This is a genomic window from Nostoc sp. C057 (assembly GCF_013393925.1).
In the GTDB taxonomy this organism is placed as follows: Bacteria; Cyanobacteriota; Cyanobacteriia; order Cyanobacteriales; family Nostocaceae; genus Nostoc; species Nostoc muscorum_A.
The window spans coordinates 5784069-5802756 of the sequence record NZ_CP040281.1 but is presented as its reverse complement, the minus strand read 5'-3'; the positions used below and the strand labels follow the sequence as shown (position 1 = coordinate 5802756).

17 protein-coding genes and 1 pseudogene are annotated in these 18688 nt (G+C 41.5%); 6 read left to right on the top strand and 12 right to left on the bottom strand.

Features of this window, described 5'->3' with window-relative positions; all coding sequences use genetic code 11:
- The first annotated feature begins 248 nt into the window (after positions 1–248).
- From FD724_RS24940 to FD724_RS24930, 3 genes are all read left to right on the top strand, one after another.
- Positions 249–872: a DedA family protein gene (locus FD724_RS24940; RefSeq protein WP_179074448.1), complete on the top strand. Its 624-nt coding sequence runs from the start codon at positions 249–251 to the stop codon at positions 870–872.
- Between the two features lie 240 nt (positions 873–1112).
- Positions 1113–2282 carry a ParM/StbA family protein gene (locus tag FD724_RS24935; RefSeq protein WP_179074447.1) on the top strand — a complete coding sequence of 390 codons (1170 nt, stop codon included), beginning with the start codon at positions 1113–1115 and terminating at the stop codon, positions 2280–2282.
- Between the two features lie 5 nt (positions 2283–2287).
- Positions 2288–2767, top strand: coding sequence for a plasmid segregation centromere-binding protein ParR (locus FD724_RS24930; protein ID WP_179065455.1), 480 nt, complete (start codon positions 2288–2290; stop codon positions 2765–2767).
- Positions 2768–2969: 202 nt separating this feature from the next.
- Here FD724_RS24930 and FD724_RS24925 read toward each other — a convergent pair whose 3' ends face one another.
- The 3 genes from FD724_RS24925 to FD724_RS24915 all read right to left on the bottom strand — a co-directional run bounded on the left by FD724_RS24925 (position 2970) and on the right by FD724_RS24915 (position 5656).
- Complete coding sequence (locus tag FD724_RS24925; RefSeq protein ID WP_256874351.1) at positions 2970–3902, bottom strand: caspase family protein; 933 nt, start codon at positions 3900–3902, stop codon at positions 2970–2972.
- A gap of 222 nt (positions 3903–4124) precedes the next feature.
- Positions 4125–4391 carry a transporter substrate-binding domain-containing protein gene (locus FD724_RS41065; protein WP_256874350.1) on the bottom strand — a complete coding sequence of 89 codons (267 nt, stop codon included), beginning with the start codon at positions 4389–4391 and terminating at the stop codon, positions 4125–4127.
- Positions 4392–4549: 158 nt separating this feature from the next.
- A complete protein-coding gene (locus FD724_RS24915) occupies positions 4550–5656 on the bottom strand; it encodes a TolC family protein (RefSeq protein ID WP_256874349.1) in 1107 nt (368 codons plus the stop codon).
- A gap of 404 nt (positions 5657–6060) precedes the next feature.
- On the opposite strand from FD724_RS24915, the gene FD724_RS24910 reads away from it, so the two are divergent.
- Together FD724_RS24910 and rdgB are read left to right on the top strand one after the other, a co-directional pair.
- The gene (locus tag FD724_RS24910) at positions 6061–7497 is read left to right on the top strand and encodes a phosphoglucomutase/phosphomannomutase family protein (protein WP_179074445.1); all 1437 of its coding nucleotides are present in this window, start codon (positions 6061–6063) and stop codon (positions 7495–7497) included.
- Between the two features lie 80 nt (positions 7498–7577).
- Positions 7578–8156, top strand: coding sequence for an RdgB/HAM1 family non-canonical purine NTP pyrophosphatase (gene rdgB, locus FD724_RS24905; protein WP_179074444.1), 579 nt, complete (start codon positions 7578–7580; stop codon positions 8154–8156).
- A 113-nt stretch (positions 8157–8269) separates the two neighbouring features.
- Here the strand turns inward: rdgB and FD724_RS24900 are convergent, their stop codons facing one another.
- From FD724_RS24900 to FD724_RS24865, 9 genes and pseudogenes are all read right to left on the bottom strand, one after another.
- Positions 8270–8608 (bottom strand): P-II family nitrogen regulator, encoded by a 339-nt coding sequence (locus tag FD724_RS24900; protein WP_012410794.1) that lies wholly within the window; start codon positions 8606–8608, stop codon positions 8270–8272.
- Between the two features lie 345 nt (positions 8609–8953).
- Positions 8954–9562 (bottom strand): cell division protein ZapB, encoded by a 609-nt coding sequence (locus tag FD724_RS24895; RefSeq protein WP_179074443.1) that lies wholly within the window; start codon positions 9560–9562, stop codon positions 8954–8956.
- A 230-nt stretch (positions 9563–9792) separates the two neighbouring features.
- The gene (thiD, locus tag FD724_RS24890; protein WP_179074442.1) at positions 9793–10614 is read right to left on the bottom strand and encodes a bifunctional hydroxymethylpyrimidine kinase/phosphomethylpyrimidine kinase; all 822 of its coding nucleotides are present in this window, start codon (positions 10612–10614) and stop codon (positions 9793–9795) included.
- A 466-nt stretch (positions 10615–11080) separates the two neighbouring features.
- A pseudogene (locus FD724_RS40385) lies at positions 11081–12046 on the bottom strand (IS110 family transposase).
- Between the two features lie 300 nt (positions 12047–12346).
- Positions 12347–13693, bottom strand: coding sequence for an FAD-binding oxidoreductase (locus FD724_RS24885; protein WP_179074441.1), 1347 nt, complete (start codon positions 13691–13693; stop codon positions 12347–12349).
- A gap of 244 nt (positions 13694–13937) precedes the next feature.
- Positions 13938–14273 carry a hypothetical protein gene (locus tag FD724_RS24880; protein WP_179074440.1) on the bottom strand — a complete coding sequence of 112 codons (336 nt, stop codon included), beginning with the start codon at positions 14271–14273 and terminating at the stop codon, positions 13938–13940.
- Between the two features lie 21 nt (positions 14274–14294).
- Positions 14295–14777: a tetratricopeptide repeat protein gene (locus tag FD724_RS24875; protein ID WP_114084950.1), complete on the bottom strand. Its 483-nt coding sequence runs from the start codon at positions 14775–14777 to the stop codon at positions 14295–14297.
- 992 nt (positions 14778–15769) lie between these two features.
- Positions 15770–16186, bottom strand: coding sequence for a PleD family two-component system response regulator (locus tag FD724_RS24870; RefSeq protein WP_179074439.1), 417 nt, complete (start codon positions 16184–16186; stop codon positions 15770–15772).
- A 553-nt stretch (positions 16187–16739) separates the two neighbouring features.
- Positions 16740–18059, bottom strand: a complete 1320-nt coding sequence (locus FD724_RS24865; RefSeq protein WP_179074438.1) for a CCA tRNA nucleotidyltransferase — start codon at positions 18057–18059, stop codon at positions 16740–16742.
- Positions 18060–18145: 86 nt separating this feature from the next.
- On the opposite strand from FD724_RS24865, the gene FD724_RS24860 reads away from it, so the two are divergent.
- A complete protein-coding gene (locus FD724_RS24860) occupies positions 18146–18394 on the top strand; it encodes a Ycf34 family protein (protein ID WP_114084947.1) in 249 nt (82 codons plus the stop codon).
- Positions 18395–18688 lie beyond the last annotated feature (294 nt).

Below are 18688 nucleotides of genomic sequence, written 5' to 3'. Positions count from 1 at the left end.
GTTCGTAGTGAGCGATAAATCGCTCAATTTCAAGGATTAGAGCTACTTACGAACTTTTCTAACCCTCGAAATTAATGAAACAGACCCCTAGCTTCCACTTGTCTTTCTTTATTTTTAAGTTGCGATGCAACTTTCTTTTAGTGCAACCCAGTTACCTTGGCTCTAGCAAGCGGGGATAATTACCTTTTAAAAAACTAAGGCTCAATCTTAGTAACAACACTAGTGCAGCAATTTCAGGAATTGACTCAATGCTTGAATGGATAACTAACACTATCAACTATTTTGGCTATTGGGGAATCGCCCTACTAATGTTCCTAGAGAACCTTTTTCCCCCAATTCCTTCAGAATTGATTATGCCACTGGCTGGATTTACAGCAAGTCCATATCAACCAGGAGGTGCAAAGCTAAATATCATTGGTGTGTTTTTCGCAGGACTTTTGGGTTCTGTATTGGGGGCACTTATTTGGTACTATCCAGGTAAGTTTTTGGGCGAAACCCGTTTGAAAGCTTGGGCTGACAAGTATGGTAAATGGCTGGCTATATCCAGTAAAGATATTACCAAGGCCAAAGGGTGGTTTGACCGACAAGGTAAAAAAGCAGTATTAATTGGTCGTCTTGTACCAGGAATCCGCACCTTGATTTCTGTTCCCGCAGGGATCAGCAATATGCCCTTGCTACCATTTTTGTTTTACACAACAGTAGGTAGCGCGGCTTGGGTGGGTTTGCTAACATACTCTGGATACATATTGGGTAGTCAGTATGAACTTGTGGATAAGTACCTTGCTCCTGTATCCAAAATCGTACTTGGCGGTTTGGTTCTAGCATTTGTTTTCTGGATATTCAAGCGCCAGTTAAGACGTACTAGAAGATGAAATACGGACGCTTTTGGTTTGAAAGCAGTGAAAGCAGGGGTTACATCTGGCCAAAATTCGCCTACACTATGCCAAATAATACTAGATGTACGAAGGCAAGAGCTTATCAGAGATATGGTCAAAATTAATTTTTGGCGTATTTCTAGCTACACTTGACGCAACCTAGAATTTCTGGTTGCTCGCATTTTTGTAAGATGAGCATGACAACTTTTTACAGTTAAGTTTGAACTAGGAGCTTTCATGACAGACCAACCTTCCGCCGCTAACCCTATGAATAGTGCTGCTATACCCATGAATAGGCAGCCGTTAGCATCGACGACTCCCATAAATGCTGTTAATAATAATCCTCCCACTACTACCAAGTCAGGCGGTGGTTCCGGGAAAACCATTCTCAGTGTTGATTTAGGTAGAACTTCCACAAAAACTTGTGTGAGTCGTGAACCTGGCAGCGTGATATTCGTACCTGCCAACGTCAAGCAGATGTCAATAGAACAAGTACGCGGTGGTGTTTTTGAAGCCAGAGCTACTGACCCCTTAATGGATTTGTGGCTGGAGTATCAAGGAAATGGATATGCTGTTGGTCAACTAGCAGCAGATTTTGGGGCCAATCTAGGAGTCGGCCAATCTAAGGTAGAGGCTGCATTGGTAAAAGTGTTAGCAAGTGCTGGCTACTTCAAACTCAGAGACGATATCTCAGTTGTACTTGGTCTGCCTTTTCTTTCTTTAGAGCAATTTGAAAAGGAAAAAGCACAGTTGATTAGCCAAGTAGGTGGTCCTCATGTCTTGAACTTCCGAGGCGAATCTATATCGTTGAATGTGAGTAAGGTCTGGGTAATGCCAGAAGGCTACGGTAGCCTGTTGTGGTCTGAAGCTCAACCGAAGAAAAGTCCTAGCAGTCCCGATTTTACAAAAATATCGGTAGCGATCGTTGATATTGGACATCAAACTGTCGATCTTTTGATGGTAGATAACTTCCGTTTTGCTAGAGGTGCTTCTAAGAGCGAAGACTTCGGTATGAATAAGTTTTATGAATTGGTGTCTGCCGAAATCGAGGGAGCAGATAGTCAATCTCTGGCGCTGATTTCTGCTGTGAACAAACCCAGAGGTGAACGCTATTACCGTCCTAAAGGCGCTAGCAAGCCCACCAACCTAGACGATTTTCTTCCCAACCTTACAGAGATGTTTTCGCGCGAAATCTGTAGCCGTGTGCTAGCCTGGTTGCCAGAACGCGTCACCGATGTGATTCTCACTGGTGGCGGTGGTGAGTTCTTCTGGGACGACGTTCAACGTCTACTCAAGGAAGCAAAGATTAATGCTCATTTAGCAGCACCTTCCCGTCAGGCGAATGCTTTGGGGCAGTATATTTATGGAGAGGCACAATTATCCTCCAATCGCGCTGCTAGGGCATAAAGCTGATGTTCCAATGGTCAAAAAAGGTAGTTAAATCCGTCACGTTCAACCCAGAGCTTGCTGATGAAAGCTTGTTAGCGCAAGTAGAAAGTTATTTGGAAAAACAACCAGACAAGACTTTCAGCGACCTCTGTAAAGAAGCCTTATGGCAATCTTTATGTGTACCGGAACCTGTACAACCTGCTCCACAAACAGCAGTAACAACACCGATTGATCAACAAATCGGTGAACTGCAACGTCAAGTGGCTGGACTTGAGGAACGTTTCTTTGCCAAGGGATCTAATCGTTTGGAGGCGATGGAACATCATCTACTGCAACTTTCTCAACAAGTTGCACAACTGGCGCTCATAGTCAACGATCGATCGTTCATTCCGTCTCCAAGTCAATTAGAAGTAGTAAATAATACTTCTTATACTGTTGCTACCCCTCCTCAAGAGGTTGACCCCGTAATCAGTCGCCTTAGTCAGTTTCTCGATGATTTTTAAGGAAAAATCACGTTTGTGAGCAGTTTTTGCTCATGTTAACAATCCTTAATAGTGAATACTATTAAGGATTATTAATGTTTATATATGGAAAAAGATTTGTCTCGGTGGGGCGATCGCTCTTAATAGCAAATCATCAGTACAATCTCAGTTGAGTTGTTCTCGTAATTTACAAACAAATTTTGGCTAACTCTTTATGAGTTAATCACTTTAGACCCCCTGTCGCCCGATCAGAACTGCGATCGTTTAGGCGAGCAACAGGAAAGTCTTCAGACTCGAAGTTGAAATAAGGAGTCTGTGTTTTTTTGCACAGAGTTGATGCACTTTTGGGTACTTTATCACTCAGATAGTTCATCAAATGAGAAATCTTTACAACATCTTCACGAGACTGATTGCCTTTTCCCTGCAAAGCTTCAATGAGATGGTAAGTGTAAATGCTCATTTCATTATCAGGTCTAATCCAGGAACTTTCCTCTCCTTGGGATGAAGTAAAAACTACCCGACCCTTACCTTTACTTAAATCATCAATGACACTTTTTGGAATAGGAATTTCCTCAAAGTCAGAGTAAGCCTTAGCTTTTCTAGCTGTCGCCATTCCTGCTGCATGACAACTATCAATGATCACCAAGAGACGTTTTGACTTAATCTGGCGCAAGGCATCAGTGAAATCTTCTGCACTCAAAGATGAGCTTTCAAGGTCGAAAGGGTTAATATCATGTGGCAATAAATAGTAACGATTTTGACTTTTACTAAACCACCCATGCCCTGAATAATAAACAACCACCGTAGCTTCTGGGTTAGCTTGTGCCTCTTCTTTGAGCCAGTTCAATTGTTCCAAAATTTTACTGCGTGTGGCTTCCTTATCATGTAACAGTCGAATATGCTGCGTGTTATTAGGATAAGCACAGAAATTTGGGTCAACTAAAACTTGATGAAGTGCTTGAACATCTTTGACAGTCACCGGTAGCGACAAACCTTGATAGGCAGATTCACCAACGCCTATAAGTAACGCATAACCATTAGCAAACATAGGAGTTTTTGGGTCAACATTAGGCTTTGTTGGTGATAAAAGATTTTGTCGTCTAACCCAATACATATAACCTACCCAAGTTAAGCCAGATAGCGTTGCTATTATCATCAATAAAACAAATATCCATTCTTCAGTAAATGGAGGTGGTAGAGGGGGAGGAATAATGTGTTGTTTAGTTAGTAACTCTATATCGTCTTTTTTATCAATAAAAAAATTATTGATTATTTGTACCCATTTACTATCATCACTTGGAAGTATTAATCCCTAACTTTCGTAGCTTATTACTAATTCTGAGTCAAGATAAAATTCATTTTGTGTTTCTAACTCTAATTATTTTAAAATTCTTCTCAAAATTATTTCATCACTAGCGACTGCATCAACTCTTTTACTGACAAGAGCATTAATCAACTGTGCCCTACCACCTGCAATATTTACTATTTCCATTTCTGAAAGAAGGGAATTGAAGTAGCTTTGAAGTCTAGAAGAGGTTATACTACTATTAATAACTCCAATTTTAGGTTTTGAATTACTAGAAAAGCTAGGTAGTAAATTGGTTTTTAGGAATGAAAATTTTGATTCTTCCGTTTTACGAATCAAAAGTAATGTTTTAGTAGCAAAGAAAACATGGGAGAATGTAATTCCTTGTTCGTCTTTTCTAATTGAATCCGAACCACATTCGCCAGCAAGATGAAGAGAATCCTCATAAGGATATCGAGTTTTTTTAAATCTATCTTGAATGCTGATTGGATATCTGACTATATTGATATCTTTGCAAATTGCGTTTCGGCAATCCTAATTTCTACATTCCGTTGAGCCGCCTGAGCTTTTGCTGTTCCTCCATCGAACACTCTCAAGCTTCCTTGGACTCCTAAAGAATAACCATCGAGAACACTAGCGCCATCATCAAATACATTTTGCAGGTTGTAGCTGGAAAGGAAGCTCACTTGTGGTTTCAGTCGAGAAAGCGCTACTTTTTGCCGGAATTGAGCAATGCGCCGCTCTACCAACCGTTGTTTTAGTTCTGGTCGGTTTTGAAAGGCTAGCAAAATAGTCTCTTCAACTGTTAACTGCCACAAACCAGCTAATTGTACAGGGTCAGCCGCAATGATGTTCACCGACTGCGCCAAATTTAACCGAGTTGCTAACTGACGACAGGAAATTTGCTGTTGCGAAATAGCATTAGTCAATTGTTGTTGGGTGTTTGCTAAGTTTACCTGAGCTTGCAGCACATCAAACTGGGTACCAACTCCAGCCTGTTCTCTTGCTTGAGTATCCCGCAAGCTAGCTTCAGAGTTCTCCACAGCAGACCGATTAATTCGTACTTGTTCATCTGCTTGTTGCAAATTGTAGTAATCCAGCGTGACATTCAGACGGATTTCTTCTGATAGACGCTCTACTTCCAATTCATCTAGACGCACTTGCTCCTGGGCGGCTCCTCTACTGGAAGCACCCGGCCCAAAATTATAAAGACCATAAGTGAGTTCTAAGCTACTACTAAAAGTCGTAGTAGGTTCATCTGGATTCAACCTCTGATTAGATAAAAATTGAGCTTGTTCACCGAGTTGTTCTGTATAAAGCTGGCCAAAAGCAGACTGAGCGCGATTCAAATCTGTACTCAGATTAATAGTTGGATACATACCAGCTTGAACCTCTCGGAAAGCAGCGCGACTACGTTCTACCTGGAATAACACCCCTTGTAATTCAAGATTGTTACGTCGTGCTAATTCTAAAGCTTGCTGTAGAGTAATCCTCTGATTGGTTTGAAGCTTGACTTCTTCTAGTCGAGAGGGAAACTGTAGGAGGTTGGGACTAGGATTAAGGTAATCGGTTACTTGTGCGGCTCCAGATCCGATACTAGTCACAGCAATTGTACAATTTATACTCGTAATTATTACATAGCGATGAGCCGACATAATTAATGTTTGATACTATTTGCAATGGATCAGATGTTAGTACACTATGTACGACAAATCAACTACATTAAGTTGCTCAAATTATTACAGTATTAAGTATGGTATTAATTGGAAATTTAAAGTAAGTGAATCTAAAAATAGTCTTGACAAAAACATTAGCTAATGGATGAAGGGAGAATCAGATTTATCCTTTGATTTATTGTCCAAGATTCAAAACAATTGCACTTCTACAATTCACGAAATTGCTAACTTTTGTATTGAATATTATTAGTACATATTTTTACTAGATTCTTTTTTTACTCTGCACACTGTATAAATGCTAGAATCCTCAAGTAGACAGTTAGGATACCTAGATGCCAGTTGTAGCTAACTCAATCAAGTTTGGTACAGACGGCTGGCGGGGCATTATTGGTGACGAGTTCACCTTTGAACGCCTAGCCCTGGTCGCGCCAGTTGCCGCAAAAGTATTATATGATACATATTTTTCTAAGGTAGGTAGCCGGACAATAATTGTCGGTTACGATCGCCGATTCATGGCTGAAGACTTTGCTCGTGCTGTTGCCGATACTGTCAGTGCGGTCGGATTTGATGTGCTACTGAGCGAGAGCTATGCCCCAACCCCAGCTTATAGTTGGGCAGCAAAAAAACTCAATGCTTTAGGGGCATTGGTAATTACAGCCAGCCATAATCCTGGTAAATATTTGGGTTTAAAAGTCAAGGGTTATTTTGGTGGATCAGTACCGCCAGAAGTCACAAAAGAGATAGAAGAGCAGTTGGCGGTGGGAGTACCTCTAGCAGCTACCCCAGGTAAGCAAGAGAAATTCGATCCTTGGCCTAGTTATACCCAAGCGTTAGAACGTAAAGTTGATATCGCCAAACTTCGAGAAGCGATCGCATCTGGTAAATTAACGTTATTTGCTGATGTCATGCATGGTGCTGCGGCTGGTGGATTGGCGAGACTACTAGGCAATCAAGTCAAAGAAATCAACTCAGAACGCGACCCCCTCTTTGGTGGCGGTGCGCCGGAACCCTTACCTAAATACCTTTCAAAGCTATTTGAAGTCATCAAGACTCACCGAGAAACCGATAAATCAGGTTTAACAGTGGGGTTGGTATTTGATGGAGACTGCGATCGCATTGCAGCAGTGGATGGAGAAGCAAACTTCCTAAGTTCCCAAGTATTAATACCGATATTAATCGACCACCTAACTCTGCGGCGCAGCTTTAGTGGTGAAATAGTCAAAACTGTCAGTGGTTCCGACTTGATGCCCCTTGTAGCAGCACTGCATAACCTGTCAGTGTTTGAGACGGCAGTTGGTTATAAATACATCGCTGACAGAATGTTAGTAGCAAAAGTGTTACTAGGTGGCGAAGAATCGGGAGGAATTGGCTATGGCAGCCATATTCCCGAACGCGATGCCCTGTTGTCAGCTTTATACGTTCTAGAGGCGATTGTAGAATCTGGTTTGGATTTAGGCGAGTATAATCGCTACTTGCAAAAACAGACAGGGTTTACATCAGCTTACGATCGCATTGATTTACCCTTAGCAAGTATGGAAGTGCGATCGCGTCTTTTGCAACAGCTACAAACTCAACCCTTAACAGAAATTGCAGGTAAAGCAGTAATTGATTGCCAAACAATTGACGGCTACAAATATCGCCTCGCCGATAAAAGCTGGTTAATGATTCGATTTAGCGGGACTGAGCCAGTTTTACGCCTCTACTGCGAAGCCTCGACAATTGAGCAAGTGCATCAAACTCTTGCTTGGGCGAAACAGTGGGCGGGGTAAAATTCATTATTAGTCATTAGTCATTTGTCCTTTGTCCTTGGTAAATGACCAATGACTAATATACCAATGACTAATTACCAATGACCAAATTACTTGTAGTAGCCACAGGAAATCCAGGTAAGTTGAAGGAAATGCAAGCTTACCTGAAAAATTCTGGTTGGGAATTAACCCTCAAACCTGAAGAATTGGATATTGAAGAGACGGGCGAAACTTTTGCCGCCAACGCTTGTTTGAAAGCATCGCAAATTGCTAAAGCTACGGGAAACTGGGCGATTGCTGATGATTCTGGCTTGCAAGTAGATGCCCTAAATGGCGCACCAGGCGTTTATTCTGCACGTTATGCCAAAACCGACTCAGAACGGATTGCTAGGTTATTGAAAGAATTAGGCAACGAGGTAAATCGACAAGCACAATTTGTTTGTGCAGTAGCGATCGCTAGTCCTGATGGTGCGATCGTATTAGAATCTGAAGGTATTTGTCGTGGTGAAATTCTTCACGCACCTCGTGGTGAGGGTGGTTTCGGGTACGATCCAATTTTTTATGTCCAAGAGTTGCAATTGACTTTTGCTGAGATGACACGAGAGTTGAAGGGTTCAATAAGTCATCGAGGCAAGGCTTTTACAGCTTTACTTCCGCAACTGGAGAGAGTTAGGAGTTAGGAGTAGAGACGCGGTTAATCGCGTCTCTACAAAAGTTAGGATTTATGAATTCTGTTAAATCTTCATTCATTTAGTCCTGACTCACAACCCATAACTCTTAACTCATAACTTTTTTAAACTGCTTCTGTGTTCTTTTCGCCAGTCCGAATCCGAATCACTTGCTCAACAGGCGAGATGAAAATTTTACCATCGCCGATTTCACCAGTGCGGGCAGCAGCAATAATTTTGTCTACCACCATATCAACCTGATTGTCGTCAACGACGATTTCCACTTTGAGTTTTTGCAAAAACTCAACGGTGTACTCAGAACCGCGATACCGTTCAGTTTGGCCTTTTTGCCGTCCGAACCCTCGAACCTCAGAAACAGTCATACCAACAATACCTGCGTTAACCAAGGCAATTTTTACCTCATCTAGCTTAAATGGGCGGATAATAGCTTCTACTTTTTTCATCTTCTTGACTCCTGACTTCTACTAGCTTCGTTTATATATCTAACCAGATCCTTTGTCTGAAGCTGTAACTACCAGTGCTTTTCCTAAAAGATATGTAATAATTACCACTTTTTTAAAGTGTAGATTCTTTGCTTGATGTTTGAGACATGAGAACCAGCAAGGATTTATTAATTAAATAATCTTTGAGGTTCTAATATAAAGAATTTGCTGTCAAGCTAGCATATTATGTAGCTTTTATAACCTAAAAATAGATAAATTCCGCTGTTTAGCAGATATCTTCAGATATTTAGAGAGTGATTGCAGAGAAATTGCTCGTTAGCCTGCTGCTGACTGTGGGAGTGTCAACTAACGTTTCTGATGTTCAAACAAAGGACGTACAACGAAATATCCAGCGCTAAAGGCAGTAAGCATAATTAGCAAGATGGTGATAATTAACCACCAGCCATTGAGTCCCTTGGGATCTGACGCAGTAGTGGAATAATAACTTACTTGTTGCTCTTCTATAAAAATTGGTTCTTGTATGGGGAAATTCATTTCCATTACAGGTGTTGCAAAGTTTTGGCGGCGGCTTTTTTCGGGTGGGGCTTTGGAGACAACAGGTGGATGCGGATGAGCAACCTGCTGGCGTGGAGGCGCTTGAGTTACTGGCACTTTCGCGGCGCTTTTCACATCGCTAGAAGCTTGGGTGGCTTGCTGATAGCTAGGCGTAACATGGGAATCCACAAAATTTTGCAAATGAGAAAAAGAATTAACAACTTTGATAATTTCTTGGCGTAATAGTTGATTTTCTTGTGTTAGTTGCTGATTTTGGGTAGTGAGTGCATTTAGCCTCGCCTGTGCTGCTTGCAACTCTGCTGACAATTCTCTGTATACAGATAGTGGTACAGAGGGAGGGTAGGCTTGAGTAGTCGGTGTTGGCGAATTTCTGTGAACAGAACCTATGGTTGTTCGCATCGGTGGCTTGGTATTAAAAATCAAGGTAAGTAGATCGTACAGAGATGCTAACAGAGATAGTCAGCCCTGAAACTATGCCCAAGAATAATAGAAAAATTCCGAAAGGGCAAAGATTTGTTATTGGGGCATTGGAAAGAGGCAGAGGGGCGGGGTGCGGGGGGCAGAGGGGAAAACTCTTCTCCTCTGCTCTGTGCCCAAGTTTTCAGTCTTCTTGATAACTGACTACGAGGTTAATTTCGTAACAATGGGAAGAAGTGTCCTACAGGGCCTTGCCCTTTGCCAATATCTAAGGCGTAAGTGAGTGCAGTAGTCACATACTCCTTAGCCTGTTGCACTGACGACCACAAGTCATTTCCCTTAGCCAGATTAGCAGCGATCGCAGCTGATAGTGTACAACCAGTACCGTGAGTATTTTTTGTCTCTACTTGCTGGCAAGTCAAAACTTCCAACTTGTCCCCATCAAACCAAATATCAACGCCACGCAAATCTCCCTGCATACCGCCGCCCTTGACTAAAACAGCCTTCGTCCGTAAAGTCTTGTGAATAATTTCAGCAGCAGCTTGCATATCCTCCACGGAATTAATTTGCAACCCGCTCAAAATCTGGGCCTCGTAGCGATTCGGCGTGATGATAACTGCCTTGGGAATCAGGGCATGGGATAGAGTCTTCACAGCATCATCGTCAATCAATTGTGCCCCTGTACGTGACACCATTACTGGATCAACTACTAGATTCTCGATTTCTAAAGCTTCCACCTGCTGGGCAACAGCAAAAATAATTTCCTGATTGAGCAACATACCAGTTTTGGCAGATTGCACGCCAATGTCCTCAACTACTGCCTGAATTTGCGCCACAACAGCCTCTGTTGCTATAGCATCGACCCTTTTCACTCCTAGAGTGTTTTGTGCCGTGACGCAGGTTATAGCGCTAGTACCGTGGACACAGTGAAAAGCAAAAGTGCGTAAATCAGCTTGAATTCCTGCACCACCACCACTATCTGAACCAGCAATGGTTAAAGCAACAGGTATTCTGGAGTTTATTTCAGTATTCATTATTAAAGAGAAAATTTTGATACAGCAGAATTAAGGAGCCAGAAAGGGCTACGCGCCCCTAACAGAAATAAAACACGCTTTATTGACTTAGCTTGTATATAACACCCAACTTGAAGTCTGCTGTATGTGTTTCTGTAGGTTGCTAAACCTCGTCTACCTTGAGAACCGTAGTTTTGTAGCGACTGTCTTAAAAGTCAAGCGAACGTTAACAAAAAACCGGGACTCTTAACATTGACGCAACTGGGGAACGCAGCGCTAGATTCTGCGGTGGCTGGTACGGGCAAAAAGACTTGTGGCTCTTGGTTAAGATGGTAGCAGCCCGCACCAGCCACTCCGCTTCGCCGCAGAATCTTCCCCAGTTGCTGGATTTCCCGTGGAGATAAAAAAGAGCATAAAAAGTTGACCCAAATGCCGCAATGGGATCATCGGGGGGACTATTCCAAAGTATAAAAACGTTGAGTTGTGATTAAGCGTTGGCAATGGGTTGTAAGTTGTCAGTTACACGCCAAGGCAAATTATCTCGAACCATTGCATTTAGAATGACTAACATTTTATGAACGCAAGCAGTGAGAGCTAATTTTTTCGATTTACCACGTTCGACGAGGCGCTCATAAAAGGCGCCTTTATAACCGGATTATGACGCATAGCAACAACAGCACCCATATAAAGAATGGCACGAACATGAGCGCGACCGCCATTAATCATGCGCTTACCTTTGTGTTGACCACTATCATGATTAATTGGTGCAACACCAACTAAGCGAGAAATTTGTTTGGCAGTGAGTTGACCCAGTTCTGGTAAATCCGAAACCAGAGTTGTCGAAATTACTTGACCAATACCAGGAGTACTTTTAAGTAAATTAACTTTATCAATCCATTGAAGATTGTTTTGCGTCAATTCGGCAATTTTTTGATTGAGTTGTTTGAGGTGTTCTTCCAGGTATTCAATATGAGCCTCAATATCTGCCAAGGCTTGACCACGAGTGCGTGAGCGGCGATTCTTTTCGGCTGTCTGCATCTCCACTAATTGTCGTCTGCGACTAATTAATTCCGATAATTGACGCGCCATTTCGGATTGAATGGCTAAAACTTGGGGTTTCATCGCTTCGCCAAAATGTGCCAATATTTGTGCATCAATGGCATCAGTTTTGGGCCAGCTTACCCGTAGCTTTCGCAAAATCTCGTCCTTGACGGGGATTAATTAATGCTACTGGTAAAAGTGCAGCTTGCAATTGGATTACTAGTTCAGTTTCTAATCCTCCGGTTGCTTCTAGTACAATCAGATTTAAACTATAGGATAAGAGTAGCTCCACTAGATTTGATATTTCTGATTCTGTATTTGCCACAATCATAGCTTTACCCAGAGGACGGATATAAACATCTAATGTGGCTTTACTCACATCAATACCTACCCATTGAGCAATATTTTCCATATTTCACTCTCACGGATTGTGTTTGTTATAGTTGATTCTTATCCCCTTGATTACACTCATCCTTGCACGATACGGACTGTATAATCTAAACATCAGTATTTAAATTTTTGCCCCTGGCGACTGTTCGAGTTCTGTCAAAGAGATTATTGTAGTGACCCATGCTACAAAGCGGTCTTTCTTGACCAAGGTTGGGACGGTCTACTACTCTTTCTAAGATACAAGGTTGGGTGGAGTGAAACGCAACCCAACATTACATAAATATATCCTTTAAAAAACTCTAGGTTTCAACATAGATGAGGTTTAATTTTGAATTGGTAATTGAATAACCTTGCTTTTACCAGGATTCATCAACCGATATGGGTCAACTATTTCTTTAAATTTTAACTGTTCAGGAGCAATAACTTTTCTGCCTCCGTCTTCCATAATATACGTGTGGGGATTGCCAATACTTACACCTTGTTCTTCGTGATAGCGAATAATTTCATTGAGGCGTTCTTCTGTGGTGTAGCGAACAAGTTGCAAACCAGCAATAACTACAGAACCGTTCAGGCGAAAAAATTCTAAATGCATCATCACTTCATCGCCAAAGTGATGATACAACTGCTCTACCACTTGCAAACTGCGATCGCTAGGGAACATACTTTGTAAGTAGGTAATTGTAGTATCTACACTCCGGGCGTGTAAGGTAGTGTGGTTCCAGCTAAATTCTATTAAATGTGTTCCTTTGGCTGCTTCCTCGGCTGTTTTTTCATAAGTAATTTGACCGCCATATTGCTGCACCAAACCCGGTAAGAATTCCAAACTCGATTCAGAAATTATCAAAGATACTGCGTGAGTCCCTTCAGGAATGTACTGCTGTAGGGCGTGAAAATATTGGGGTATTGGGGATGCAAAGACAGAAATCAACTTTTTAATCATGCCATCAGCATTACCAAGAGCCTGACCAAATTTTGCTGCTGTCATAAAGTCGTCAAATGTGACAATAACTTCTGCCCAAGGATAAGCTGGCCCCAATGGGATTTCTACTTCGGTAATAATGCCGTTAATTCCCCAAGCATGATTCACCTTGTATACATCATCACCGCGTAATTCGATCGCACGAGGTTCATCTTCTACAGTTATTACTCGCAGTGCTAAGATATTACCGCGATCGCTTAGTAACCCATATTGGATCGAGCCAACACCCCCACTTCCCCCAGCAATAAATCCGCCAATTGTCGCTGTGCGGTAAGTCGAGGGTGCCATCCGAATTTCCCAGCCAATCTCTCTGGCTTTTTTATCCAAAGCCGCCAACTTCACGCCAGCTTCTACCCGCGCCACCCCCGGTTTTATCCAAGGAATCCCTTGCATCCGGGTCATATCTAAAATTACGCCGCCATGTAAGGGTACGCATTGCCCATAATTTCCTGTTCCCGCACCCCTCACTGTCACGGGTATACGGTATTTCGCACAGGCGGCTGCAACTTTTAAAACCTCTGCTTCATTGGCGGGACGCACTACAATATCCCCAACTTTTCCCTCTAGTTTCGGTACCAATACCGGGCTAAAGTTGTGATAATCCTGGGATAATTTTGCTACTTGGGCAGAATCGGTAATGGTTTCTATACCTTCTAGAGAATTAATCAGGGCATCCAATTTTATCGTCATAGTTGATATCCTTTTTTTGACGCATAGGGACGCATGGGTTCGCAGAGAATTAACTCCTCTGTGTTTTTAAATTTTAATTCTCATTTTTTACAGCACTTTCATGCCACTTATTTAATATAAATTGGTTTGCCTTTGAAGTAGGCAAGGATTTTAATTGCTGAGTTGGGATGTGTAACAAGACACCAAGGGTCTTTCTGGAAAATTGCTGCGACTGTAATTTTGGGAATACTTTGTGCTATGGCGTTCACGGCATCAATGCCATAAAGAAATCTACCGTACCCCCCATCAATAATTGAGTAGCACTGGAAAGCTGAAAGTTACTCATTTTGATATTGACATCTAAACCGTAGTCTTTGTAGATACCAGTGGCTATCACCTGGTAAAATTCGCCGTGTTCTGCTTGTGCTATCCAGTTTTTACCAAACGTAACTTTATCCAACTGAGAATTGCTAGTTGATGGATGGTTGCTGTTAGTACAAGCAGCAATAACGCTGCTACCAATCCAGATAAAAGCGTATTGAATAAAATTGTGGCGACTAAGGCGATGAATTGCTGTTGATGAGGGTGATGACAGATTCATAAAACAGTATGATGCTCTCTCCTATCTGCCGTTGTAGCTGAATCTAAATGTACATTCTAGAATCAACTTTTGATTCACTAGTGAATAGGGCTGAATTTCTAAAGCACGTTTAAAAGCTCGGATCGCTTCACCATATTCTCCTAGTGCTGCATAACACAATCCCATACCGTGAAGTGCCCCAAAATGTATCGGATTTATTTGTACAACCATCTGACAATCTGCCAGAGATTTTTGATAATCACCAATACTGTAATAGAGGAAAGCACGACGATTCCAGGCTTCGGCAAAATCTGGCTGGTCTTTAATTAGTGCCGTTAGCGCTGTTTCAGCTTCAGCAATTTCACCCGCATCTAGCAACTTTTGACTACGGTCAATTATTTCCAGCCCATAGATTCCCTTTTGCTGAAACCAGATCCGCCAGATTTTTCTGGTTGCTTTGTCCCGGACTGTAGCATCGGGGTTTTTCAACTCTTCAAGTAAGGAATTGATAGATAAAGAATCCATGAATTTGAAATCAGTGAATATACCTTTGTATTAACTTTCTCACAAAATATATCTACTGAGCCATTTTTAAAGTCATCTTTAAATTCACGCTGATTAATCGCTATTTATGAATTTCCTGTGTGCTTTATTGTATTCAGCAATATGACTAATATTAGACTCGATATTCAGGGTCATAGAAATAAAAACTCGCTAGAGGTAGTTGACGCATTCCTAGTGACTAATAGCGGAGAAAACATTCCTAAAGAAATAATGACTATGCCTAATTTGGGATTTACCAGAAATTAGCAAGCACTTTGGGATTGCAGAAGCACAATTGCGTCGTACTTTATTTGAACAAACTGGGAGCATATTTATAGCGTTGTTGATGCGATCGCCTTTGAAGGTGTTTTGAGCAGTGATCTGGCTGCGATCGGTTATCCTAACAAGCCGTTGATGAAGTCTTTGTGTTTGGTGCAGATATACGTAACTGTCTGCTTATTGGCTGCACCATAAGGTATCGAGCTGGGCAATATTATGATGTGATATTCTATACATATTTAATAGATGATAATTTGGAATAATATAGCTGTATTATTCCTGGTTTGGGAAATGCAGGCGATGTCTACACTTATTGGACACAAAATAAGCTGATTACCCATCAACAAATTACCATCAATGCAGTAATTAATGGGAGACTTCATTAACATTGATTAATAACTTTTACATTCCTCAAATTAGATAATTATTTTAAACAAATCCGTAATAAATATATTGCACAACTACAGAAAAGTCTCTCCGTCTATTTCTTAAACATCTACTATAGCGTTTCCTAGTCTGCTGAGGTGCAAATCTCTGCGTACCTCTGCGCTTTACTTTGCGTCCCTTTGCATTTCAAAATATTATCTGTACCTCACATAACTGGGAATCGCTATAAGTAAGTTAGCATAATAAAACCAAACTATGTAAATAAAAATGAACTAGGCTAAAACCCTATTGCCTTATCCCAACGACAATTATTTACGCTCACTTATTTGTAATATTGAATACTTAAGTTTTGAGACTGGAATATGCCGACTGATTACCACTTCTAATTGATTAAAATCATAGGGTTTAGTAATACAATCATCAAATCCTGCAAGCATAGTGGATTCATCATCTTGTACCTCTGTTAGAGGGGTTACTGCAATAATTGGGATAGTAGCAGTTTTTGAATTGTGTTTGAGGTCATCAATTACTCGGTTAGCACTCAAATTAGATAGCATCGTATCTAGCAGGATTAAATCTGGTTGATGAGTTTGTGCTAACATCACAGCCCTCACCCCTTGCTTGGTACAAATGCATGAAAAATTTAATATTCTTAGATGAGAATTAAGTAGCTCTAAATCATGTAGATTATGTTCTACAACCAAAATTAAAGGCATTCCATTCATTAGCAGTTAGTCCTATCCAAAAAAGGCTACGCATAAAGACTCCGCTTATTAGGAAAACCAAGAGGTACTTTTTTCTGGTATATGCTTAAGTAAATATACGAGGGTGCATTCTGCCAACTAACTAGGCCATGAAATAAATAGACTGGTGTATAATCCATTAGGTTATCCATCTATGCTAAATTGTAAGAAAAACACAACATAACAATATCAAGCAAATAGTAGCATATATGATGCATGTACTGACAATATTGATTAAATAATCACTATTTTCTGGCTAGTACTACAGCTAACTCCCTCAATTTAGCAGGGAGAAGGAACGCACCCTTCAAGACGCTAGATCCTGGATTTCTCACAACTGAGAAATGAGCGTGAGTGTGGGGGGTGTGGTTCGGGTGGGGGAGTGTAGGGAGTGTAGGGAGTGTAGGGAGTGTGGGGAGTGTGGGGAGAAAGAGGAGGAATTGAATAACTGCACATCAATGAACGCTGCATTGCCTCCCACACTCCCCACCCGAACCACACAATACGTGAGAAATTCGGGTAGATACACTTCTTTTTATTTCCCTTCTGCCTTTTCTTGTAATTGACGTGCAAAAGCGATCGCTTCTGTTGGCGTTGAGACTTTCCCCTCAGCTTGTGCTACGGCAATTTCTGTCAAAAGTTGTCCAATGATTGGTGAAGCTGGAATATCTAATGCTATGATCAACTCCTTCCCGCTCACTAGTAGAGAGGGATGAGCAACCAGATCGTCAGGGTTAAGGTAGCGGTTGATTAAAAGTGTCAAGACAAGGCAGTCCCTTGCTTTGGTTTCCAAACTTGTAGCGACTTGTGGCTTGTCACCAGACATCGCCTCTACCAAATTATCAAGTGCCACAGCCAATACTGCCGCAGTGGGAAACACAATATCTGCGTCACGGAATAATAAATATTGTTCTCGCAAAGACATATCAACTACTTTAAACTGCGGTAACAATTTTAAAGCAGTGGTTACACCCCGGATTTCGGCACGACTATAAGTTAGTTGTTGTAGCTCTATTTCTGCTAATTCTGGATTGGGATTGACAAGACAAGCAAGTTTGGCAATACCTAACCAAGTCGTTTTGATACTATCGCGGACATATTCTTGGAGTTTTACGCCTAATTGTTGCCAATTTTCTGTGATTAAGGCGGCTGCATCGTCAACTGCGGCTAGTTTGCTCAAGCTTTCACGAGTAGCATTTTTGAAGAAAGGAGCAAGTAAACCATCTTCCCAAGCACTTGCAATCCAAGGAGTACCTTGAGAATTTGCCAGTAGATAGCCAATTTCTACCCGAACTCGTTCGGCTGCAACTTTGCTCAGATGTGATGCTAAAGAACAAATTGCGGTTCGGGTAGCTGGCTCAATAGTAAAACCTAATTGGGCGGCTTGACGATAACCTCGCATTAAGCGCAAAGGATCATCTTCTAAGTTTGCGGGTGATATCATTCGCAAAATGCCCTGTTGTAAGTCTACATAGCCTTGTAGAGGATCGATAATTTCTTGTGTATGGGGATTATAGGCGATCGCATTTACTGTAAAATCCCGTCTGTGCAAATCAACCTCTAAACTATCTCCTTCCTGTTGGGCAAAGTCGGCTGTGGCGTGGGGAAAAACCACACGAGCAATTTGTCGTTCTGCATCGAGTAAGACAAAACCAGCTTTGTAGTGATGAGCGATCGCTCTTGCTACCTTTACCGCTTTAGATGGTATGACAAAATCTAGATCCAGATATTCACGAGTTCTGCCAAGTAGCGCATCTCGCACAGCACCACCTACCATGTAAGCGGGTTGTGGCAAGAATTCTAAACTAAAAGGCCAATTTTCGGGAGCTAGGGTAGAAGGAATTGATTCAAGCATTGTAATAAAAATCAACCCAGCAACTCATGAATAACGGTTGGGCTTAAGTTAGATTAACAATAAAGGCCCCTGGAGTTGGTTCTATTATGTGTATTTGTGTGAACTGCCACTATGTAGACAGCTGTGTTACCTATCATGCCGTAGAAGGGCAGCACCAACAGCCTCACTTGACTGAAACACCCAGTTTTGATCCGAATGAACCTTCTATCAATGTCAATATTCGGACAAACGATGATGTGATTGAGATGGAATGGGATGTTGTTGGTTGTCTCAGCTTTAAACGGGAAACGGGTAAGTGGTCGAAATTGCGTCCTGGTGAATTAGTGCCGACTTGAGAAGTCAAAAGTAGTATATTATGCCTCAGTCCATTAATAACAAAATCTTGACAATTCCATCCCAAGTTTCCTAGTGAGAGTAAAAGTATTTAGTTTGACTTTACACACGTAGGTTATTCGTGGGGTAGAGCGATCGCTAAAACCCTTTTTCTTTCGTTCAACCCCACGAGATGCCTGCGTTGTAAGCAATTTGAGGACGGTAGACCCTTATCCTATTGTCAATAATTTAAGCTGAATGACAGGTAAATTAGATACCTGCTAAAATGAACCCTTCAAAAATTGTCATAGTAAGGA